Source organism: Myxococcaceae bacterium JPH2 (assembly GCA_016458225.1).
GTDB lineage: Bacteria > Myxococcota > Myxococcia > Myxococcales > Myxococcaceae > Citreicoccus.
Genome location: JAEMGR010000001.1, coordinates 305731 through 325058 on the forward strand (window position 1 = coordinate 305731; position 19328 = coordinate 325058).

The window sequence follows — 19328 nt, forward strand, 5'->3', positions numbered from 1 at the left end:
ACGCTGCACACCCGTGCACCCGCGGGAGGACCCGCCCCCCTCGGTCCAGAGCCCCTGTCCCCCTCCCCGCCCGAGGCCAGGAACTGCTGCGCCGCGCCATCTTGTGGCATATACCCACACCATGCCTTCCGCCCTCACCGCCTCCCAGATTCGCGAGGCGTTCCTCGCGTTCTTCGAAGAGCGGGGCCACCGCCGAGTGGCCTCCTCTTCGCTGGTGCCCGCCAACGATCCGACCCTGCTCTTCACCAACGCCGGCATGGTGCAGTTCAAGGACGTCTTCACCGGCCGCGAGAAGCGCGACTACAGCCGCGCCACCACGTCGCAGAAGTGCGTGCGCGCGGGCGGCAAGCACAACGACCTCGACAACGTGGGCTACACCGCCCGGCACCACACGTTCTTCGAGATGCTCGGCAACTTCTCCTTCGGCGACTACTTCAAGGCCGACGCCATCGCGTACGGCTGGGAGTTCGTGACGAAGACGCTGGGCCTCTCGACGGCGCGGCTCGCCGTCACCGTGTTCAACGGCGAGGGCGGCATCCCGTGGGACGAAGAGGCCTATGAGCTATGGGCCAAGCAGGGCGTCGCGCGCGACCGCATCTACAAGCTCGGGCTCAAGGACAACTTCTGGGCCATGGGCGAGACTGGCCCGTGCGGCCCGTGCTCTGAAATCCACTACCACCAGGGCGATGACATCCCCTGCGTGGAGGAGGCCCAGGGCAACAAGTGCCAGGGCGTCGCGTGTGACTGCGACCGGTGGCTCGAAATCTGGAACCTCGTGTTCATGCAGTTCGAGCGCAAGGAGAAGGACGCCCCGCTCATCCCGCTGCCTAAGCCGTCCATCGACACGGGCGCCGGCCTGGAGCGCATCGCCTCGGTCGTGCAGGGCAAGCGCTCCAACTACGACACCGACCTCTTCCAGAGCATCATCTCCACCGTCAGCAGCCTGACGGGCACCGCGTACACGCAAGAGGGCGGCGCCTCCATGCGCGTGGTAGCGGACCACGCGCGCGCCACGGCGTTCCTGGTGGCCGATGGCGTCCAGCCCTTCAACGAGGGCCGCGGCTATGTCCTGCGCCGCATCATGCGCCGCGCGATACGCCACGGCGACACTCAGCTCGGCCTGAAGGAGCTGTTCTTCTACAAGGTCGTGGAGCGCGTCATCGAGGTGATGGGTGATACCTACCCGGAGCTGCGCGAGAGCCGCAGCTTCATCCTCGAGGTCACGAAGCACGAGGAGGAGGGCTTCCGCAAGACGCTCCACCGCGGTCTGAAGCTCATCGACGAGGAGCTGGGTCGGCTGCAGCAACGCGGCGAGACGGTGCTCTCCGGCAAGGTCGTCTTCCTGCTGCACGGCACCTACGGCTTCCCGTGGGACCTCACGCAGATCATCGCGCGCGAGCGCGGCTACGACGTGGACCTCGAGGGTTACAAGAAGGAGGCCGAGGAAGAGGCCAGCCGATCAGGCTTCTCGGGCTCGGGACAGAAGGCGGTCGGCGAGGTCTACCAGAAGCTGCTGGCGAACCTGGGCCCCACCGAGTTCCTCGGCTACACCGGCGAGGGCCACGAGGGCGAGGGCAGCATCCGCGCCATCGTGCAGGACGGCGTGGAGGTGATGCAGGCGTCGGCTGGCGCGAAGGTCGAGATCATCATCGACCGCACGCCCTTCTACGGCGAGTCCGGCGGTCAGGTGGGCGACACCGGCCGCATCGTGGGGCATGGCGGCAAGGCAGTGGCCCGCGTGCTGGACGCGCAGCGCCCGGTGCAGGGCCTCATCGTCCACTCGACCGAGGTCGCCGAGGGCACGCTCAAGGTCGGCGACATGGTGCAGACGTCGGTGGACGTGGAGCGCCGCAAGGCCATCCGCGCGAACCACTCCGCCACGCACCTGCTGCACAAGGCGCTCAAGCTCGTCCTGGGCGAGCACGTGAAGCAGGCCGGCTCGGTGGTTGCCCCGGAGTCGCTGCGCTTCGACTTCTCCAACTTCTCGCCCGCCACGATGGAGCAGCTCGAGCAGGTCGAGGACCTGGTCAACAGCTGGATCCGCGACAACGCCGAGGCGCAGACGCGCATCATGGCGATCGAGGACGCGAAGAAGTCCGGCGCGGTGGCGATGTTCGGTGAGAAGTACGGCGACACGGTGCGCGTCGTCACCGTGCATCCGGAGTCCACCGAGCTGTGCGGCGGTACGCACGTGCGGCGCAGCGGCGACATCGGACTGTTCAAGGTGGTGAGCGAGAGCGGCGTGGCCTCGGGCGTGCGGCGCATCGTGGCCGTCACGGGCGTGGGCGCGCTCCAGCACGTGCGCGAGCAGGAGCACGAGCTGCGCAAGGCCGCCGAGCTGCTGAAGACCTCGCCCAAGGACATCGCCAAGCGCATCGAGGCGACGCAGAAGCGGGCGAAGGAGCTGGAGCGCAAGGTGGAGGAGGTCTCCGTCAAGGCGCAGACGGCCGGCAGCAAGGACCTGTTGGAGCAAGCGCGCGAAGTGAACGGCATGAAGGTGCTGGCCACGCGCGTGGATCCGGCGGACGACAAGGTCTTCCGCGGCATGGCGGATCAGCTCCGCGACCGCATCCGCTCGGGCGTGGTGGCCATCGGCGGCGAGAAGGATGGCCGCGCCATCATCCTGGTGGCGGCGACCAAGGACGTGGTGGCCCGGGGCATCAGCGCGGGTGACCTCGTGCGCGAGATGGCCAAGGAAGTGGGCGGCAAGGGCGGCGGCAAGGCGGACATGGCTCAGGCCGGCGGTCCGGATCCGTCCAAGCTGCCCGCGGCGCTCGACAAGCTGTACGAGCTGGTGAAGGGCGCGGGCCCGGCGTGAGCACTCGGTCCTCGCACTTGCCCGTGGCGTGCCTGGCGGCAGCCCTCCTCGTGGGGGGCTGCACGAAGGATGACGCCTCGCCCAGCGAGGCCCCGGGCGCCGAGGACCGCACGCTCCAGAAGCTGCGCGCGGAGGCGGACCGGGTCCGCAAGGGAGGCGCGCCCGCCGCGCCCCCCGACGCCGTGGCTCCACCTCGCGGCACGTTGGCGGACCTCGCGGCGGTGGGTGACGAGGGGGGCAAACACCGGATCACCCTCCCCGAGCGCACCGACACGGTGCACGTCGACACCGTGGCGATGAAGCTCACGGCGATGGAGTCCTCTCATTCGCTCAAGGGCAATGGGAAGCTGGGGCTCACCACGGAGGACCTGTTCCTGCGCGTGCAGCTCGTCACGCAGAACGTGGGCGCGGCCGCCGTCACGCTGTCCCTGGACGGCGCGCGACTCGAGGATGCGCAGGGCCAGGTGTACCCACTCGCGCGCGATGCGCAGGCCGTGGCGGGCACGCGTCCGATGACGCGCAGCTATCCTCCGGAAGAGCGCTCGGACCTCGTCCTGCTGTTCGAAGTGCCGCAGGCAACCCTGCAACAAGATGGCAGCTTGAACCTAGTGGTCCAGGGCTCTGGCGGGGATGTGCGGATACCCTTGCGATGAGCGGGCAGACCCCCAAGCTCCTGCCGCTGCGCATCCGGCTCCCGTACACGACGGAAGAGGAGTTCATCGAGAAGTACGGCTCGAACGTGGCGCGTGCGGGCGTCTTCGTCGCCACGCGTGCGCTGAAGCCCGAGGGCACGGGGCTGGCCTTCGAGTTCGTGCTCGCGGATGGCACTCGCCTGCTGCGTGGCGAAGGCGTGGTGATGAAGGCGCAGTCCGAGGCGGGCAGCGGTCGCACCGGGATGAAGGTGCGCTTCGTGAAGCTCGACGCTGCGAGCAAGGCGCTCATCGACCGCGTGGTCGCGAAGCGAGGCGGCGCGGACGCACCGCTGAAGGACAGTGCGGCACTGCCTCCGGGACTCGTGCGACGAACTGCTCCGGCGCCGCAACCGAGTCCACCTCAAGCACCAGCGCCCCGCCCTGCGCCCCCTCCTCCAGCGCCGGAGCCTGACGACTTCGATATCGACGTCAATCCGTCCTTCTTGGAGCCACCTCGCGGATCGGACTTCATCGCGCCCGCCCCTGAAGAGGGTGCGAAGACGCACCGACTGGACGCGTGGATTCCTGCGGATCCGCTGGGACAGGCGACCCATCCCGAGGCCGAGCAGCGCGCGACGCACACCGAGCTCGTCCGTTCCACTGCACACGTTGAGGACTCGCAGCGTGCCTCAACGGCCACGGAGGGGCTCTCGCGCTCCGCGCCCGTTCGCAGCGAGGACACGCAGCGCGCGGCGCCGCATGTGGAGGTCCCAGGCGCGGAGACGCCATCTTGGTATCAAGCCCCGGATGCGCCCAGCAACGACCCGCGAGCGTTCACCGCCAAGCTCGGGACCACGCAGCTCGGCGCTCCAAATGCCTCTCCACTGCCACCAGCGAACCGCCAGCCCGAAGCTCCGACACGTTCGGAGTCGAGTCATGGTGTCGGGACACTGCCAGCAACGCCGACCTCGGAGGAGTCGAGGGAAACGGCGCCGCTGACACAACCGAGCAGCACGTCCTCGGAGGCAATCGAGGGACTGTCGTCGACCGCAGACGAAGCACGTCCCGCCTGGGAGGACTCGAACGGTTCCGATTCGGCGGGTTCAGACCTGAACGGCGCTGACTCCAGCGCGCGTTCCGCAGGCGCGGCGGCTCACATTGCCCCTGTCCCTGATTCCGCCACCGCTCTGATTGAGGGCAATGCCGAAGGAGCGGCCCCGAACAGGCCGGATGCGCTTCCTTTCACGTCCGAGTTCGCAATTGCCGAGGACCCCGCAGAGGCGCCCACTCAAGCCGAAGGCCTCGACGCGGGGTCCCTCTCTCAGACTGCGCATCCGAGCATCACGGACGTATCGCCTGAGGCCGCGTCTCACAGCGAAGCGCTCACCGGCGCATCCGCGATAGGGCCAGTTCCCGAGTCGATACTCGCCTCGACGGTCAGCTCGGACACGCTCGACGAACAGAGCGGCGTATCAACGCAACAGCCAGTCGCGCGCACGAATCCCTCCGAGGCCGAGGACATCGACGAATCGTCGAGCGGAGGAGTAACGGAGCCCCCTGAGGCTGTTGCCCAGTTGGTTCGCGACGGTGCGACCGCCCCCACAGACAGCCCGTCGACGCACACGCAGAATGAGGGCGCGGCGACGGACACTGATGACTCGGAAGATAATGCCTTCGCAGCGGCGTTCGAGTCGGCATCCCGTCCCAGCGACGCACGCGCGTCATCTCTCGCGGCGTCGGATCAAGTCGAGCAGTCGGGGAGCAGCGACTCAACGCACACCTCGGAGCCAACGCGTCCGCCCCCCGAGGGACCCGCGGCTCGACTTGATGCGCAGGAGGCCAGCAGCCCAGCGATTGACTCGGCCTTCTTGGGCAACACGAAGCTGACGCACTCGTCGCCCGAGGTATCGGGGTCCTCACTCGACTCGGACCAGTTCAGCCGAGCCACGACGGACTCCACCCTTGAGCCAGCTGAGGAGTCGCTGGGCTTCGAGCCCGCGACGTCTCGTTCGCCGCTTGACTCGGCAGGCTCCGGCCATGTCGCTACGGATGCGCCGGTCACTACGAACGCAGAGACCTCGCAGTCGACTCTCGACTCAGGCTTTCTCCTCGACACCACCGCCACAACGGCCGGGGGAGCGCGGCAGCCCGCTGCGGGTGAATCGCCGTCACCTCTCGATTCGGCATCCTCCGACCGGACCGTTGAGGACACACCGGCCGCAGCAGGCACGGCAGCAAAACAGTTCGCGCCCCAGGAATCACCGTCGCCTCTCACAGCAGCACCTGTCAGCCATGCCTCAGTAAGCGCAAACGCCGCATGGAGCGAGGCCAAGGATTCGCAACCGGCTATCGACGCAGCACCTGCCGACCCTGCTGCCGTGGGTTCTTCCCCACTGGCGCACTCAGGCAATGCACGAGGCGTGGCCGAGGAATCGTCGTCGACCATCGGGTCCGCACCTTCCGACCCTGTCATCGCGCGTGCAGCGCATCCGGCTGCCAGCGAAACAGAAGGACAGCACCCGACGGATGCCCCTCGGTCGCCACTCGACTCAACGCCTCCAGGGGACGGCTCAGCGACCGCGTCGCGCGCGACGAACGTCGGAGCACCGCAAGTTGCTGCCAAGGCTCCCCTCTCACAGCTTGATTCGGAGCTGCCCAGCGACAGTTCCTCGAGCGAGCCACCCGCGCAGAGCGCTGAGGCACCTCAGTCGCGCGTCGACTCAACGACGCCCAGTGACGGCGCTGCGGCCAAGTCGCCCGCAGCGAGCGAAGAGACGACACAGGCCAGTGCCGAGGGTCCTCGGTCATCGCGCGACTCGGTGCAGTCCGAGTTGGGCGCTGCTCGTGCGTCGGTCGTGACGATTCCTGAAGTGACTCAGGCGCCCATCAACGCCTCGTTGTCCGAGCCTGCACCACTCGCTGACACACCTTCGGCGGAACCACGGGCGGCGGACACCTCCCGCACTTCGGACGCGGCCCGCGCACAGACTCAGCCCGGCGCGGACTCCTCCCCGGCGATTCCTCGCAGCGAGCCCGCTGTCGACTCCGACTCGACGCTCTCTCGCAATCGGCGCCGTGCCCTGCTGGAGGTCCCGGTCTCGGGCCCCACGCCCACGGCTCCCGAGGTGGTCCTCGGCATCGACCTCGGCACTTCGCATGCTCGGGTCGCTGTCTTTCATGACGGTGTCGCCAGGCTCGTTCCCTTGCCCGGCTTGGATGAGCCCCACCTCCCCGCCATGCTCGCTGTCGACGGCGGTGGAGAGTTGCTCGTGGGCACCGCCGCGCTCGTCGAGGGCTCACGCACCCCTCGCCGCGCGACCGGCGCACTGAAGCGCCTGCTGGGCCTGCGCGCCCGCTCTCCGCTGCTGCGCTGGCTCGGACCTCAGCTTCCTTTCGCCGTGGCCACGGACTCGCGCGGTGATGCGGGCGTGGACCTCGGCGGACGCGTCGTCGCGCCCACGGTTTTCGCGGCGATGTTGCTGCGCGAGCTTCGCCATGCGGCCTCGACCTTCGTCGGTCGCAATGTGACGCGCGCGGTGATCTGCGCCCCCGCTCACTTCACCGAGCGCCAGCGCGCGGTCCTGCGCGAGGCGGCCGGCATCGTGGGACTCGACGTCCCTCGCGTCCTCACCAACGGGGCCGCCGCGGCGCTCGCCTACGGGCATGGCCGAGGGCTCGCTCGCAAGCGCGTGCTCGTCGTGGACCTCGGCGGCGGTGGGCTCGAGGTCTGCGTCGTCCAGGTCACCGGCGATGACCTGGAGGTCATCACCACGGGCGCGGACCCCACGCTCGGTGGACTGGACTTCGATGCCCGCATCGCCGAGGCGCTCGTCAGTGACCTCTCCGAGCAAGGTGTCCCCCGCCCCGAGCAGCTCCTCGACTGGGGCCCGCTGCGCGTCGCCGCCGAGACCACCAAGCTCGCCCTCACCGAGCGCGAGCAGACCGAGGTCTCCCTGCCCTCCGGCACCGTTCCGCCCCTCACGCGCGAGCGCGCAGAGGCACTGACCGCGGACCTCGCTCAGCGCGTGGTGTCCGTCACGCGCGAGGTCCTCGAGTCCAACGCGTTGTCGCCACAAGGCCTCGACGCGGTGGTGCTCGTGGGCGGCCAGTCGCGTGCGCCCTTGGTGCGGCGGCGTCTCGAGGAGAGCCTCGGCGTCCCTGTGCGCGAGGAGGCGGATCCGCGTGGCGCGGTCGCCCGAGGTGCCGCGCTGCTGGGCCAGGCGTTGCTGCTCGCCGAGGCAGGCCGTCCCGCGGCCACCATCTCGGAGGTGCTCTCCCTGCCCATCGGCGTGGCCGAGCAAGGCGGCACGCTGCGCCGAGTCCTGGAGCGCAACACCCGACTCCCCGCCACGAAGACGCTGGTGCTGCCCGTCCTCCCCGGCCCGCTGGAGCTCACCCTCTTCCAAGGGACGGCCACCACCGCCGCGGAGAACGAATACCTGGGCCGCTTGTCCCTCGTCGTCGAGCGCCCGGGAGACGCGGAGCTGCACTTCCACCTGTCCGCCGATGGCGCGCTCTCGATGGAAGCCACCCTGCCCCACGGCAAGCGCCAGCCCGTCGCCCTGTCCACCGAGGACCTGGACGACGCAGCCCGCGACGCCATCATCACTCGCTCGCCCCTCGCCACCGCTCCCGAGCCGCGCCCCGCCGGCCTCCTCTCCGGCCTGAAGAAGCTCTTCGGCCGGCGCTGAGTCCCACGGGCCGCGCCACCCAAGCGGTGCGCAACTCGGACCCAGAGGGAGCAAGACGCCCACCGCTCGCCGGGCCGCGCGTGCGGCATGGCACCCAGGTGCCCATCCTTTCGCCAGCCAACAGAAGCCCGGGAGGACGGCGCATGGAATGGCAGGCAGTGGCGAGACGCTTCCTGGTCGCGGGCACCTGCGCCATGGCGAGCCCCGCGCTCGCGGCGGACGCCACGCAGGTGGCGAAGGCCTTCGACTTCCACGCGCGCCACGTCGAGGTCGGCTTCGACGTGCGCATGGGCATTGGCGCCTTCACGGGTGACTTGGGGACGCGCACGGACGTGGGCCCCACCTTCGGCATCAACGCCTTGGCCCAGCCCTGGTCGCTCGTCGGAGTGGAGCTGGGCTACGAGGGCCAGCGCCTGCCCATCGATGACCTGCGCGTGCCCGCGGACGCCTCGCTCTGGCGCCACAACGGAACGCTGCTCGGCAAGTTCGGCCCGCTGCTCAAGCGCAACTGGCGGCCCTTCATCGGAGCGGGCTTCGGCCTGAGCTACCTCAACCCCTCGGATGACACGCGAGGCGTCTACTCGACGGACGTGCAGACAGAGTTCCCAGTCGCCGCGGGCGTGGACTACCGGGTCGGCCACATCTTCGCGGGCGTGCGCGCCACCTACCGCTTCGTCGGGGGCGAGGGCCTCACCCTCATCCCCGGCACCCAGAACGAGTCTCGCGGTGGGCTCTTCAACGGCAACCTCGCGGTGGGCGGCCACTTCTGACAGCGGCCGCCACTCCGAGCGGCGCTACAGCACGAAGCGCGACAGCAACGACTCCGGCCGCGGGTCCTGCGTCCACGCATCCAGCACCGCACGCGCGGGAGAGCGGCCCGACGCGGCCACCTCCTCCAGCGGCGCGAGCAACGGAGCGTCCGCGGGGTCCAACCGCTCCAGGCCGCGCTTCGCGATGGCCACCATCTCCCCGGCCAGCGTGCTCAGCGACTGCGTCCCCAGCTTGCCCTCGAGCCCCTCGCGGCGCGCGGTGTCGTGGAACGCCAGGTGCTGCGCGAAGGTGAGCTTCGGCAGGAGGCGCTCGGCCTCATCCAGCGCGGTGGCGTCGTACAGGATGCCGCGCCACAACGCGCCCAAAGCGCCCGTCATCGCCGCGCTGGCGCAGTCCGCGCCGCGCACCTCCAGCACCTTCTTCAACCGCACCTCGGGGAAGAGCGTGGACAGGTGGTCCGTCCAGTCGCCCAGGTCCGGCGGCTGCCCCTCGTAGCCCTCCTTCAAGAGCTGACGGAAGGTGAGCTTGGGGTAGAGGTACTGCCCGTTGCGGCGCAGGAAGAGCAGCGGCGCATCGATGGCCCAGTCGACATAGGCCTTGTACGAGAACGAGCCATCGAACCACGACGGCAGGTAGCCACAGCGCGTGGGGTCCACCTCTTCCCAAACGCGACTGCGGAACGACATGTACCCCGAGGGCTTGCCCTCCAGGAGCGGGCTGTTCGCGTAGAGCCCGACCAGCAACGGCGCCAGCCGCGCCACCGTCACGGTCTTGCGGACACAGTCCGCCTCGTCCGCCCAGTCCAGCGACACCTGTCCGGTGGACGTCATCAGCATCATGTTCAGCGCCAGCCGGCCGCGCTCCGGCAGCGTGCGCCGCATGACGAGGTAGCGCGTCTTGGGCATCCACGGCATCTCCGCCGTCGTGCCCGTGGGGCGATAGCCCAGCGCCACCAGGCGCAGGCCCAGCGACTGGGCCGCGGCCTTGGCCTCGGCGAGGTGGCCCAGGTTCTCCGCGTGCGCCTCGCGGGCCGTGCGGAAGGGACTGCCGGAGAGCTCCAGCTGCCCGCCCGGCTCCAGCGAGATGGCGGCCATGCCGCGCTGCAACGCAATGACAGGAGACTCCGGCGTCTCGCGGAACGGCTGGTACCCCGCCGGTTCCATCCGACCGAGCAGGGCGCCAATCCCCGAGGAGCCCTCATAGGGCACGGGCTGGGCCGACGCTGCGGGGTAGACGAACTTCTCGTGCTCCAGGCCCAGCCGATGCTCGGACCGGGGCTTTTCCGCACTCCGGAAGCCGTCCACGAGCATGTCGACGGAGGTGATGGGCTCGGAGGTCGCGCGCTTGAGGTCGAGGGACATGTGGGCGCCCTATATAACGGGGGGACTGGCCCTCGCCCTCAATTGAGCATTCTCGCGACATGAGCCCCCCTTCCTCCGTTGTCCCCGCCATTGCCCCCCAGGCCCGCCTGTCGGATTTCTTCCAGGGGCTGGGGCTTCTCGGACGCGCCTTCCGGCTCGCGTTCAGCTCCCGGCGACTCTTCCTCCTGTCCGCCACCTGCGCCGTCATCACGGCCGTCGCGCTGGTGGGGACGGCCATCGTCCTCTTCCGCTACGCCCCCGGGCTCCTGGAGTCACTCTGGACCAAGCCCGAGTCCTGGTACGGCCGCGTAGGCTGGTACCTCGTGCTGGGGTTGACGGCCCTCGTCGCCTGGGTGGTGGGCGCCAACGTGGTGCCACCGCTGCTGCTCGCCCCCCTCCAGGACCCGCTGTCGGAGGCCACCGAGGCCGAGTGCGGCGACGAGGCCGCCCCGCCCTTCACCCTGGCGGGCTTCGTCCGAGGCACCGTCACCGGGGTGCTCCATACCCTGGCGCGGGTCGCCTTCCTGATGCTGGGGCTGCTCGTCCTGTTGCCCCTCCACCTGTTGCCGGGCGCGGGCAGCATCGCGTTCACGGTGCTCGCCAGCCTGTGGACCATGCTGTGGATGGCTGGCGAACACCTGGCCGCGCCCATGACGCGCCACCTCTACCCCTTCGCCCAGGTGCGCCGCATGCTGCGCGAGCGAGCGGCCCTGTGCCTGGGCTTCGGAGCGGGCGTCTACGTCCTGCTCTGGGTGCCCATCCTCAACACCTTCTTCCTGCCGGTGGCCATCATCGGCGGGACGCTCCTGTACCGGGGCCTGCGCGCGGCTGGCGCGCTGCCTCCGCCCCCCGATGCGGGCCCGGCACACTCGCTCCCCATGAAATAAAGGGGCGCTCCACGTGTCTGGGCACAGCGGGCGGGAACGCATTGCCCGCCGAAGACGTTCTCGATCCTCGGCAGCGGGCGATGCCTTGAAGCACCGGGAACCCGTGATTAGGCTTGGCCGGCTGCCCCCAGTGCCTGCTTTTCGCCGTCAACCTTTCGGATTCACAAGGCTTTCTCGCATCAACCCGGGGCGCCGAAAACCGCTCCAGCTTGGATGAATCAAATGCCGCGCATTTTCCGCCGGATCATCGCCGTCGCCGTGCTCCTTGGCGCCTGGGCCTTCGCGGGCAGCGACCGCGCGCCCTTGCCGCTCACCCTGGGAGCTGCCGAGGCGGGGCAAGGCTCCTGGGACGGGGCACTGCCTTCCCAGGGCAAGGGTGAGAAGGCCCCGCACGACCTCAACAGCCTCCGCGTGCTCACGAAGGTCATCCTGTACGTCAAGGAGAACTACGTCGACCCCAAGCGGGTGAAGCCCAAGGAGATGATGATCTCCTCGCTGGAGTACGTGGAGAAGAGCGTCCCGGACGTGCTGGTGGATGGCAACGCCGACGCCGGCAAGCTCACCGTCAACGTCAACGGCAAGACGCGCGAGTTCGACATCTCCCACGTGGACTCCCTGTGGAAGATGTCCTTCGCGCTGAAGGACGTCTTCGACTTCCTGTCCAAGAACATGCGTCCCATCGAGGACACGCGGGACATCGAATACGCGGCCGTCAACGGCATGCTGTCCACGTTGGATCCGCACTCGGTGCTGCTGCGCCCGGAGCTGTACCGGGAGATGAAGCTGTCCACCAAGGGTGAGTTCGGCGGCCTGGGCTTCGTCATCCAGATGAAGGAGGGCAACCTCACCGTGGTGAAGGTGCTGCCCAAGACGCCCGCGGCGCGCGCCGGCATCCAGAAGGACGACCGCATCAAGAAGATTGGCGAGGAGTCCACCGTCAACATGGACCTCAACGAGGCCGTGTCCAAGCTGCGCGGTCCGGTGGACAGCAAGATCACCATCACCGTGGAGCGCGAGGGCTGGGACAAGCCGCGCGTCATGACGCTGGCGCGCGCGATGATCTCCATCGAGAGCGTGCAGCACAAGCTCCTGGCCGGTGGCGTGGGCTACGTGCGGCTGAAGAACTTCCAGGGCAACACCACGCGCGACCTCGAGGCGGCGCTGACGGACATGCGGCGGGTGGCCGAGGCCAAGGGCGGCTTCAAGGGCCTGGTGCTCGACCTGCGCGGCAACCCCGGCGGCCTCCTGGAGCAGGCCATCCTGGTGTCGGACACGTTCGTGTCCAACGGCACCATCGTCGCGACGGTGGGCCTGTCGGACAAGCTGCGCGAGGAGAAGCGCGCGCACCCCACCGAGGGCGAGGAGAACTACCCCATCGCGGTGCTGGTGAACGCGGGCAGCGCCTCGGCGTCTGAAATCGTCGCGGGCGCGATGAAGAACCTCAACCGCGCGGTCATCATCGGGCGGCAGACGTTCGGCAAGGGCAGCGTGCAGGTGCTGTACGACTTCCCGGATGACAGCGCGCTCAAGCTGACCATCGCCAAGTACCTGACGCCCGGCGACGTCTCCATCCAGGAGGTGGGCATCGTCCCGGACATCCAGCTCGTTCCCACGCGCGTCACCGCGGAGCGCCTGGACGTGTTCGCGCCGCGCAAGAGCATGGGCGAGGCGGACCTGGATCAGCACTTCAGCAACCCGGACTCCACCACCGCGGCCAAGAAGCGCGAGGACGTGCTGGACCGCGAGAAGCCGTGGGAGAGCATCAAGTACCTGAAGATCGACGAGAAGGCGCAGCAGGCCGCCATCGCCAAGAAGGAAGAGGCGGCGAAGAAGGCCGAGCCCAAGGTGGCCGCGAAGGACGCCAAGGACGCGAAGGACAAGCGCACCCACGGCGAGCATGATCCGCTGCTGGACGTGGACGTGGCCGGCCAGGGCGAGGACCTGGATGACCAGCTCGACGCGGAGTCCCAGGAGGAGATCAAGGAGGACTTCGAGGTCCAGTTCGCGCGGGACTTCGTGCTCCGCGTGCCGGCGAACACCCGCCCGCAGCAGCTCGCGCAGGGCAAGGCGTTCATCGAGCAGCGTCGGCAGGAAGAGGAGCAGCGCATCAATGGCGCCATCGGCGCGCTCGGGGTGGATTGGAGCGCGGGCCCCACGCCCAAGAACGTGAAGCTCGACGCGAGCTTCTCGCCGGGCGCGGACCAGAAGGTGCTGGCCGGCGAGATGCTGGAGATGGTGCTGACGGCCGAGAACAAGGGCACCGAGCCGCTCAAGCGCGTGCGCGCGTGGACGGACAGCGACAACGCCATCCTGGACCGCCGCGAGTTCGTCTTCGGCGCGCTCAACCCGGGCGAGAAGAAGTCCTGGAAGGTGCAGGTGCGTCTGCCCAAGGACCTCACCAGCCGCCGCGACGAGGTGAAGGTGAAGTTCGTGGACGACAACGGCCCGCTGCCCGAGACGCTCGTGTCCGAGCTGAGCTTCCTGGAGCTGCCCCGCCCGTCGTTCGCCTTCAACTGGCAGGTGGTGGACGACTGCGCCGAGTGCAACGGCGACGGCGTGGTCCAGCGCGGCGAGGACGTCTCGGTGATTCTGGACGTCACCAACACGGGCACGGGCCCGGCGCTGGACTCGTTCGCTCAAATCAAGAATGGCGGCGACGCGAACATCTTCATCGAGAAGGGTCGCTTCAAGCTGGGCGAGCTGAAGTCCGGCGAGACGAAGACGGCGCGCTTCCAGCTCGAGGTGAAGAAGGGCTTCAAGGGCGACACCTTCCCGCTGAAGCTGGCCATCCTCGACGAGCCGCTGGAGGAGTTCGTGCTGGAGAAGCTCCAGTTGCCGGTGAAGGACGCGCCCGTCGCCACGCTGGAGGCCAAGAAGGGCCTGGTGCGAGTGGCGGACAAGGCGGAGATCCTCGGCGCGCCCACGTCGGACGCGCGTCCGGTGGCCCGGCTGCCCCAGGGCACCGTGCTGACCTCCACGGCGGTGACGAAGGGCTACTACAAGGTCGAGCTGGACAAGGACCGGGTGGGCTTCGTGCGCACGCAGGATGCCCGCGAGGTGAAGACGGGCCGCGCCACGCCGCCCAAGAGCATCGCCTGGGCCACCACGCACCAGCCGCCGGAGATCAAGCTGGACGCGGACCCGTCGCACGGGGGGCTCGTCACGAATGGTGACAAGTTCACGCTTTCTGGCGCGGTGAAGGATCCGAACGGCCTGCTCGACGTGTACGTCCTGGTGAACGACCAGAAGGTCTACTTCAAGGCGGTGGACCCCAAGGGCGGCGAGCCCAACACGCTGAAGTTCTCCACGGACTTCCAGCTCAAGGAGGGCAACAACAACGTGCTGGTGGTGGCTCGGGAGAGCACGGAGTTCGCCAGCCGCCGCACGCTCGTCATCCGCCGCCGGCAGGCGGAGGTGGCGCAGAAGGTGAGTGCGCCGACCCCGGCCACCGCCACGCCGGTGAAGCCGCAGTAGCCCGCGGGACACCGCGGTCCGCCTGACTCGGGCGGCCTTGCTCCAGCTTCCCCACCGGGGTGCTGGAGGGAGGCCGCCCGTTTTGTTGACGCTCCAGGTGGGCCGGGTCTAGCGTCCGGCGCGGTGGGCGCCTCCGGGCCGCGCGCGCCCGGGAGGCGGTGACCCCAGATGCGGACGTTCAGTCGGTGGATTGCGCTCGCGACGGTGTTGTCGGGAATGACCGCGTACGCGGATGACAACGACCTGCACATCTCGCAGTTCGGCAACCCGCGCACGGGAGAGGGCGTCGTCAACGGGAGCGCGACCGCCAACGCGGACTTCCGCGCGTTCGCCCGCACCTTCGCGGCGGTGATGACGTCCACCAACCTGATGCCTCCGCAGACGACGGGGCACTCGGGCTACGCGCTCAACATGGAGCTGTCCGTGGTGTCGCTGCCGGACTCGGTCCGCATCCCCACGGAGAAGGCGCAGCCGGGCACGGTGCTGGTGCCCTCGCTCCACGTGCGCAAGGGCCTGCCCTTCTCACTGGAGCTGGGCGGGCGCGTGGGCTGGGTGGAGAAGAGCCGGATGGTGACGGCCACGGGCGAGGTGAAGTGGGCCGTCAACGAGGGCTTCACCTACCTGCCCGACGTCGGCGTGCGCGGGCACGTGACGAAGCTCTTCGGCGCGCATGACCTGGACCTGACCACGCTCGGCGTGGACATTGGCATCGGCAAGCAGTTCCCCATCGGCGGCATGGTGACGCTGACGCCCTACGGCGGCCTGGACTTCGTGATGGTGGGCGCCACCTCGCGCACGCTCCAGTTCGACACGGGCCAGACGATGGATGACTCGCTCGCGGACAACTCGCGCGCCGCGCTGGTGAACGCCGCCGCGTACCAGAAGGTCTCTTTCGGCGACAACATGAACCAGCGCCTCTACGGCGGCGCGCGCTTCATCGGCGGCGCGCTCCAACTGGGCGTGGAGCTGTCGCTCACGCGCACGGGCAGCGTGGACATGCCCACGGCCGCGGACCCGTCCGTGACGGAGAGCCGGGGCCTCCCCGCGGTCTTCTCCGTCAACACCACGCTGGGCCTGGACTTCTAGGCGCCGCGCAGCGCCGTACGCATCACTCCCGGGCGGTTGGTGATGAGGTAGGAGATGCCCAGCGCGTCCAGCTCCTGGGCGCGCTCGGGCGAGTCCACTGTCCACGCCGCCACGCGCAGCCCCGCCGCGTGCCACGCCGCCACGCGCTCCCGTGTGCAGGCCTCGTGGTACGGGTGCACCGAGTGCGAGGACACCAGCGGGCTCAACACATGGGCCTGCGGTGTCCACGACTTGTCCGGGTCGATGAGGAAGCCTCGCCGCAAGGAGGCATCCGCCGCCGCGAGCCGGAAGAGGCACAGCGGGTTGAAGCTGGAGACCACCACGCGCTCGGCCATGTCCCGCGCGCGCACCAGCTCCGCGACGCGACGCGCGAGCCCGCCATCCTCGAAGCGGTCGCACTTCAGCTCGATGTTGACCAGGAAGTGGCCGGGCAGCGCGTCCAGCACCTCCTCCAGCAGCGGGATGCGCGCCGGCGCGAAGCCCAGCGAGGAGCCCACGTCCGCGCGCTGGAGCTTCCACCACGGCGTGTCGCGCACCTCCCAGGGCTGCCCCGCGAGCCGCTCCAGCCGCTCGTCATGGCACACCACCACCTCGCCGGAGGCACACACCATCGCGTCCAACTCGACGCCATCCGCGCCCTGGCGCACGGCCTCCTCGAACGCCTCCAGGGTGTTCTCGGGGGCGTCAGCGCTGGCACCTCGGTGGGCGAGCAGGAGCATGGCGGGCAGTCTGCGCCGGAATCCCACGGGGCGGGCAGCCTCTTGTGAGGTGGCGCGTTGGCCGCTGGACGCGCGGCTTGCCTCCCCTCGCCCTTTGCTGCAGTGTGCCCCGCATCATGCTGGGCCTCGGCGAGCTCATCGTTCTCGGATTCATCCTGCTGGTCGTCTTCTCGGCGTCGAGGATGGGGCAGCTCGGCAACGCCGTGGGCAAGTTCGTCTACTCGTTCCGCAAGGCCTCGCGCGGTCAGGACCTGGTGGATGCCAAGCACCTGCCCGGCAGTCGCCGCGGCTCCACCGACGCCGAGTTCACCGAAGGCTCGAAGGACCGCCGCCCGTAGGTGCTAGCGCCCGAGCGGGACCTCGGTGAGCAACCGGGTCGCCTGCTCGCGCAGCGCCGAGTGCACGCTCGTGTCTCCGGCCAGCTCGCGCAGGTCCGCCGCGTTGAGCAGCGGGACGAGCTTGGCGCCGATATCCACCGGCAAGTAGGGATTGAAGACGAGCGCGCGCCGCACGGCGTGGCGGACGGACCAGCGCGGCGACCTCCAGATTTCCACCAGGGGCTCGGGGCGCGCGGGACGCCGCGCGGCGATGCGCACCACCAGCTCCTCGGTGAGGCGCGGGTTGATGAGCACGTTGCGCAGCACGGAGGGGTCGCTCACCGTGGCGAGTCGCGAGAGCACATCCGGGTCGCGCGTCAGGCGGGCTTGCTGCTTGAGGTGCCCGAGCGGCTGACTGAAGGCCAGCGCATCCGAGCGCGCCGCCGCATCCGCATCGAACTCGCGTCGAGCCGGGCCCTTCGCGAACAGGTCCGCCACCGACTCCAGGGACTGCACGTGCGCCAGGCGCTTGAGCGCGGCCACGTGCGGAATGTGCTCCGACTCCTCGGCGAGCGCGGCCATGAAGTCCGGCAGCACGCAGGTGGCCGGCTCCCAGCCCTCGCGCGAGAGCAGGAGCAGCTGGCCGATGAGTTCGTTGGCGTCGAGCGGATCCCTCCGAGCCAGCTCGCGCGCGGCGGCCTTGCGGCGCACTCCCGGGCCACCCGCGAGGGCGTGCAGGTTGCGCGCGGTGGTCCGAGCCTCGTCCAGCGTGGCCATGCCCTGCTACTCCGCCTTCGGGGCCGGCGGCGCGGCGGCCGGGGCTTCCTCGAGCGTCACCTCCAGCCGGAAGCTGGCGAGGTCCGCTGGGTACTCGTGGAACAGGACGAGGAAGGGCACGGCGCCGCCGGGTGACACCACCGTGGCGGCCGCGTCCAGTCGCTGGCGCAGCGCGGAGACGGACTCGGCGTTGGAGAGGCTGAACAACTCCTCGGGCGTGGGCAGCGCTCCGGCCAGTCCCTCCGTGGAGCGCACGCGCTGATCTCCGTCGTACAGCGCGGCACGCACGCGAACGCGCGAAGCGGCGGTCGCCGTGCTCCGCACCTCGCCGCGCACCAGGAAGAGCTGCTGACCCTCGCGCGTCTCGTACAGCCCATTGGACACGTCACGCGCCTGGAGGGGACGAGACGCCGCCGGCATGACGAGCGCGCGCAGGCGCTCGGGAGACAGGGCGGACAGGTCGACCCGGCCTTCGCTCAGGTAGACATGGCCCACCGCGCCCAAGCCCACCACGAGCACGGTTGCGACGGCGAGGTTGGCGACGAGCGCGGTCACCCTGCGCGCTCGGCTGGAGCCGCTGCGCTGGGGAATGCCCACGTCCTCGGGCCGCGCGGACGGCTTCGCCACGGACACGGCGGGCCCCGCGCTGGCCGGGACGTCCTGGAGGTCCACCACGTCGCGCCACACGCCCGTGGGCGCATCCGACGCGTCCAGCGCCGGCAGGTCTCCGAGCAGCGACACACCCGGTGGCTCGGCGGGAGGCGCGGCCGGGGGCTCGTGACCGAGCAGCGCCGCGCGGCCGGTGTCCGTCGGACCAAGTCCCTCCTCTCCCGAGGCACCGCCCGAGAAGTCGAACAGGTCGCCCAGGTTCTCCGTCGGCACGGTGTCCTGCACCGTCGACTCGGGCTCCTCCACGGGCGGAGGTGCCACCGGCGACGGCGCATCGAGGTCCAGCGAGGCGAAGGGGTCCTCTTCCTCGAAAGCAGCCGGCGCGGGCGCGCTGGCGGTCCGCATGGGCCCCAGGGGACTGGCCGCAGCGGGGGCGGAGGTGGGCGCGCTTGCGGCCCGAAGGAGTGACTCGGCCCGAGCGGGTGCAGGCGCGGCGGACGGCACAGGCGCCTTCGGCACGGCCGGTGCCACGGGCATCGCGCCAGCGGGAGCCACGGCGCGCGGAGGCGCAGCAGGGGTCGGCGCACGCGGAGGCGCCGCCACGGGAGGCGCAGGCGTCGCGCCCATCTCCTCCGCGCCCAGGTCGAAGTCACTGGTCAGCGGCGCGGTGGCCGGCGCGGTCATGAAGTCCGAGAACGGATCCTCGCCCGACATGCTCTCCGGGCCCGGCCGCGCTCCAGCCAGGGCTGGCGGATACACGCCGGCGGGCAGCGTCACCGTGCGCGTGGTCTCCTCGGAGCCATCGATGTCCACATCGATGTCCACGTCGTTCCAGGAGGAAGCCGCTGGCAACGGACGCGTGGCCTCGACGCCCGCGCCGTAGAACCCCGGGCGCGTGATTTCCACGCCCTTGGGGTCAGGCGCGACCCCGAAGTCCAGGAAGGGGTCGACCTGCCCGGATGGCTCCTGGGCAGCCACGAGGGCGCTCGGGTCCGCCGCGGGCTCACGCGCGACGCGAAACGTGTTCTGACACTTGGTGCAGCGGACCTTGACCCCCTTCTCGGTGACTTTCTCGTCGGGGATCTTGAACCGCGTCTGGCACCGCTCACACTTGACGATCATCAGCAGGCCCGGCAGGGGACATGAGTATAGGCATACCGGGCGAACACGGCGAGCACGGTTCGGG

General features: G+C 69.7%; 12 protein-coding genes and 1 pseudogene. 9 read left to right on the top strand and 4 right to left on the bottom strand.

The annotated features are described in order from the left end of the window. Positions 1 to 121 precede the first annotated feature (121 nt). The 5 genes and pseudogenes from alaS (at position 122) to JGU66_01375 (ending at position 8911) form a co-directional block, all read left to right on the top strand. Positions 122 to 2818: an alanine--tRNA ligase gene (gene alaS / locus JGU66_01355; GenBank protein ID MBJ6759389.1), complete on the top strand. Its 2697-nt coding sequence runs from the start codon at positions 122 to 124 to the stop codon at positions 2816 to 2818. Further along, positions 2815 to 3471: a hypothetical protein gene (locus JGU66_01360; GenBank protein MBJ6759390.1), complete on the top strand. Its 657-nt coding sequence runs from the start codon at positions 2815 to 2817 to the stop codon at positions 3469 to 3471. The genes alaS and JGU66_01360 overlap by 4 nt, the downstream gene beginning before the upstream one ends. Continuing rightward, positions 3468 to 3920: pseudogene (locus JGU66_01365) on the top strand (TIGR02266 family protein). Before JGU66_01360 ends, JGU66_01365 begins: the two are co-directional and overlap by 4 nt. A 2427-nt stretch (positions 3921 to 6347) precedes the next feature. Then, positions 6348 to 8141, top strand: coding sequence for an Hsp70 family protein (locus JGU66_01370; GenBank protein MBJ6759391.1), 1794 nt, complete (start codon positions 6348 to 6350; stop codon positions 8139 to 8141). Positions 8142 to 8284: 143 nt separating this feature from the next. Beyond that, positions 8285 to 8911 carry a hypothetical protein gene (locus JGU66_01375; GenBank protein MBJ6759392.1) on the top strand — a complete coding sequence of 209 codons (627 nt, stop codon included), beginning with the start codon at positions 8285 to 8287 and terminating at the stop codon, positions 8909 to 8911. A gap of 24 nt (positions 8912 to 8935) precedes the next feature. On the opposite strand, the gene JGU66_01380 is transcribed toward JGU66_01375, so the two are convergent. Then, entirely contained in the window at positions 8936 to 10273 is a 1338-nt protein-coding gene (locus JGU66_01380; protein ID MBJ6759393.1) for a glutamate--cysteine ligase, read from the bottom strand. A gap of 59 nt (positions 10274 to 10332) precedes the next feature. On the opposite strand from JGU66_01380, the gene JGU66_01385 reads away from it, so the two are divergent. The 3 genes from JGU66_01385 to JGU66_01395 all read left to right on the top strand — a co-directional run bounded on the left by JGU66_01385 (position 10333) and on the right by JGU66_01395 (position 15720). Beyond that, a complete protein-coding gene (locus JGU66_01385) occupies positions 10333 to 11160 on the top strand; it encodes an EI24 domain-containing protein (GenBank protein MBJ6759394.1) in 828 nt (275 codons plus the stop codon). A 213-nt stretch (positions 11161 to 11373) separates the two neighbouring features. After that, complete coding sequence (locus tag JGU66_01390; GenBank protein MBJ6759395.1) at positions 11374 to 14634, top strand: PDZ domain-containing protein; 3261 nt, start codon at positions 11374 to 11376, stop codon at positions 14632 to 14634. A gap of 168 nt (positions 14635 to 14802) precedes the next feature. After that, the gene (locus tag JGU66_01395; protein MBJ6759396.1) at positions 14803 to 15720 is read left to right on the top strand and encodes a hypothetical protein; all 918 of its coding nucleotides are present in this window, start codon (positions 14803 to 14805) and stop codon (positions 15718 to 15720) included. Here the strand turns inward: JGU66_01395 and JGU66_01400 are convergent. After that, positions 15717 to 16439, bottom strand: coding sequence for a glycerophosphodiester phosphodiesterase (locus JGU66_01400; GenBank protein ID MBJ6759397.1), 723 nt, complete (start codon positions 16437 to 16439; stop codon positions 15717 to 15719). The two genes, JGU66_01395 and JGU66_01400, sit on opposite strands and share 4 nt — an antisense overlap. Positions 16440 to 16555: 116 nt before the next feature. Here JGU66_01400 and JGU66_01405 point away from each other — a divergent pair, with 116 nt between their 5' ends. Beyond that, the gene (locus JGU66_01405) at positions 16556 to 16777 is read left to right on the top strand and encodes a twin-arginine translocase TatA/TatE family subunit (GenBank protein ID MBJ6759398.1); all 222 of its coding nucleotides are present in this window, start codon (positions 16556 to 16558) and stop codon (positions 16775 to 16777) included. Between the two features lie 3 nt (positions 16778 to 16780). Here the strand turns inward: JGU66_01405 and JGU66_01410 are convergent, their stop codons facing one another. Both JGU66_01410 and JGU66_01415 read right to left on the bottom strand, forming a co-directional pair. Then, positions 16781 to 17533: a hypothetical protein gene (locus JGU66_01410; GenBank protein MBJ6759399.1), complete on the bottom strand. Its 753-nt coding sequence runs from the start codon at positions 17531 to 17533 to the stop codon at positions 16781 to 16783. 6 nt (positions 17534 to 17539) lie between these two features. After that, a complete protein-coding gene (locus JGU66_01415; protein ID MBJ6759400.1) occupies positions 17540 to 19264 on the bottom strand; it encodes a zinc-ribbon domain-containing protein in 1725 nt (574 codons plus the stop codon). Positions 19265 to 19328 lie beyond the last annotated feature (64 nt).

What these genes read in the sequence shown, in the direction of transcription:
- alaS (MBJ6759389.1), top strand. Translation starts at nt 122, where the DNA reads ATGCCTTCCGCCCTCACCGCCTCCCAGATTCGCGAGGCGTTCCTCGCG.
- JGU66_01375 (MBJ6759392.1), top strand. Translation starts at nt 8,285, where the DNA reads ATGGAATGGCAGGCAGTGGCGAGACGCTTCCTGGTCGCGGGCACCTGC.
- JGU66_01380 (MBJ6759393.1), bottom strand. Translation starts at nt 10,273, where the DNA reads ATGTCCCTCGACCTCAAGCGCGCGACCTCCGAGCCCATCACCTCCGTC.
- JGU66_01385 (MBJ6759394.1), top strand. Translation starts at nt 10,333, where the DNA reads ATGAGCCCCCCTTCCTCCGTTGTCCCCGCCATTGCCCCCCAGGCCCGC.
- JGU66_01390 (MBJ6759395.1), top strand. Translation starts at nt 11,374, where the DNA reads ATGAATCAAATGCCGCGCATTTTCCGCCGGATCATCGCCGTCGCCGTG.
- JGU66_01395 (MBJ6759396.1), top strand. Translation starts at nt 14,803, where the DNA reads ATGCGGACGTTCAGTCGGTGGATTGCGCTCGCGACGGTGTTGTCGGGA.
- JGU66_01400 (MBJ6759397.1), bottom strand. Translation starts at nt 16,439, where the DNA reads ATGCTCCTGCTCGCCCACCGAGGTGCCAGCGCTGACGCCCCCGAGAAC.
- JGU66_01405 (MBJ6759398.1), top strand. Translation starts at nt 16,556, where the DNA reads ATGCTGGGCCTCGGCGAGCTCATCGTTCTCGGATTCATCCTGCTGGTC.
- JGU66_01410 (MBJ6759399.1), bottom strand. Translation starts at nt 17,533, where the DNA reads ATGGCCACGCTGGACGAGGCTCGGACCACCGCGCGCAACCTGCACGCC.
- JGU66_01415 (MBJ6759400.1), bottom strand. Translation starts at nt 19,264, where the DNA reads ATGATCGTCAAGTGTGAGCGGTGCCAGACGCGGTTCAAGATCCCCGAC.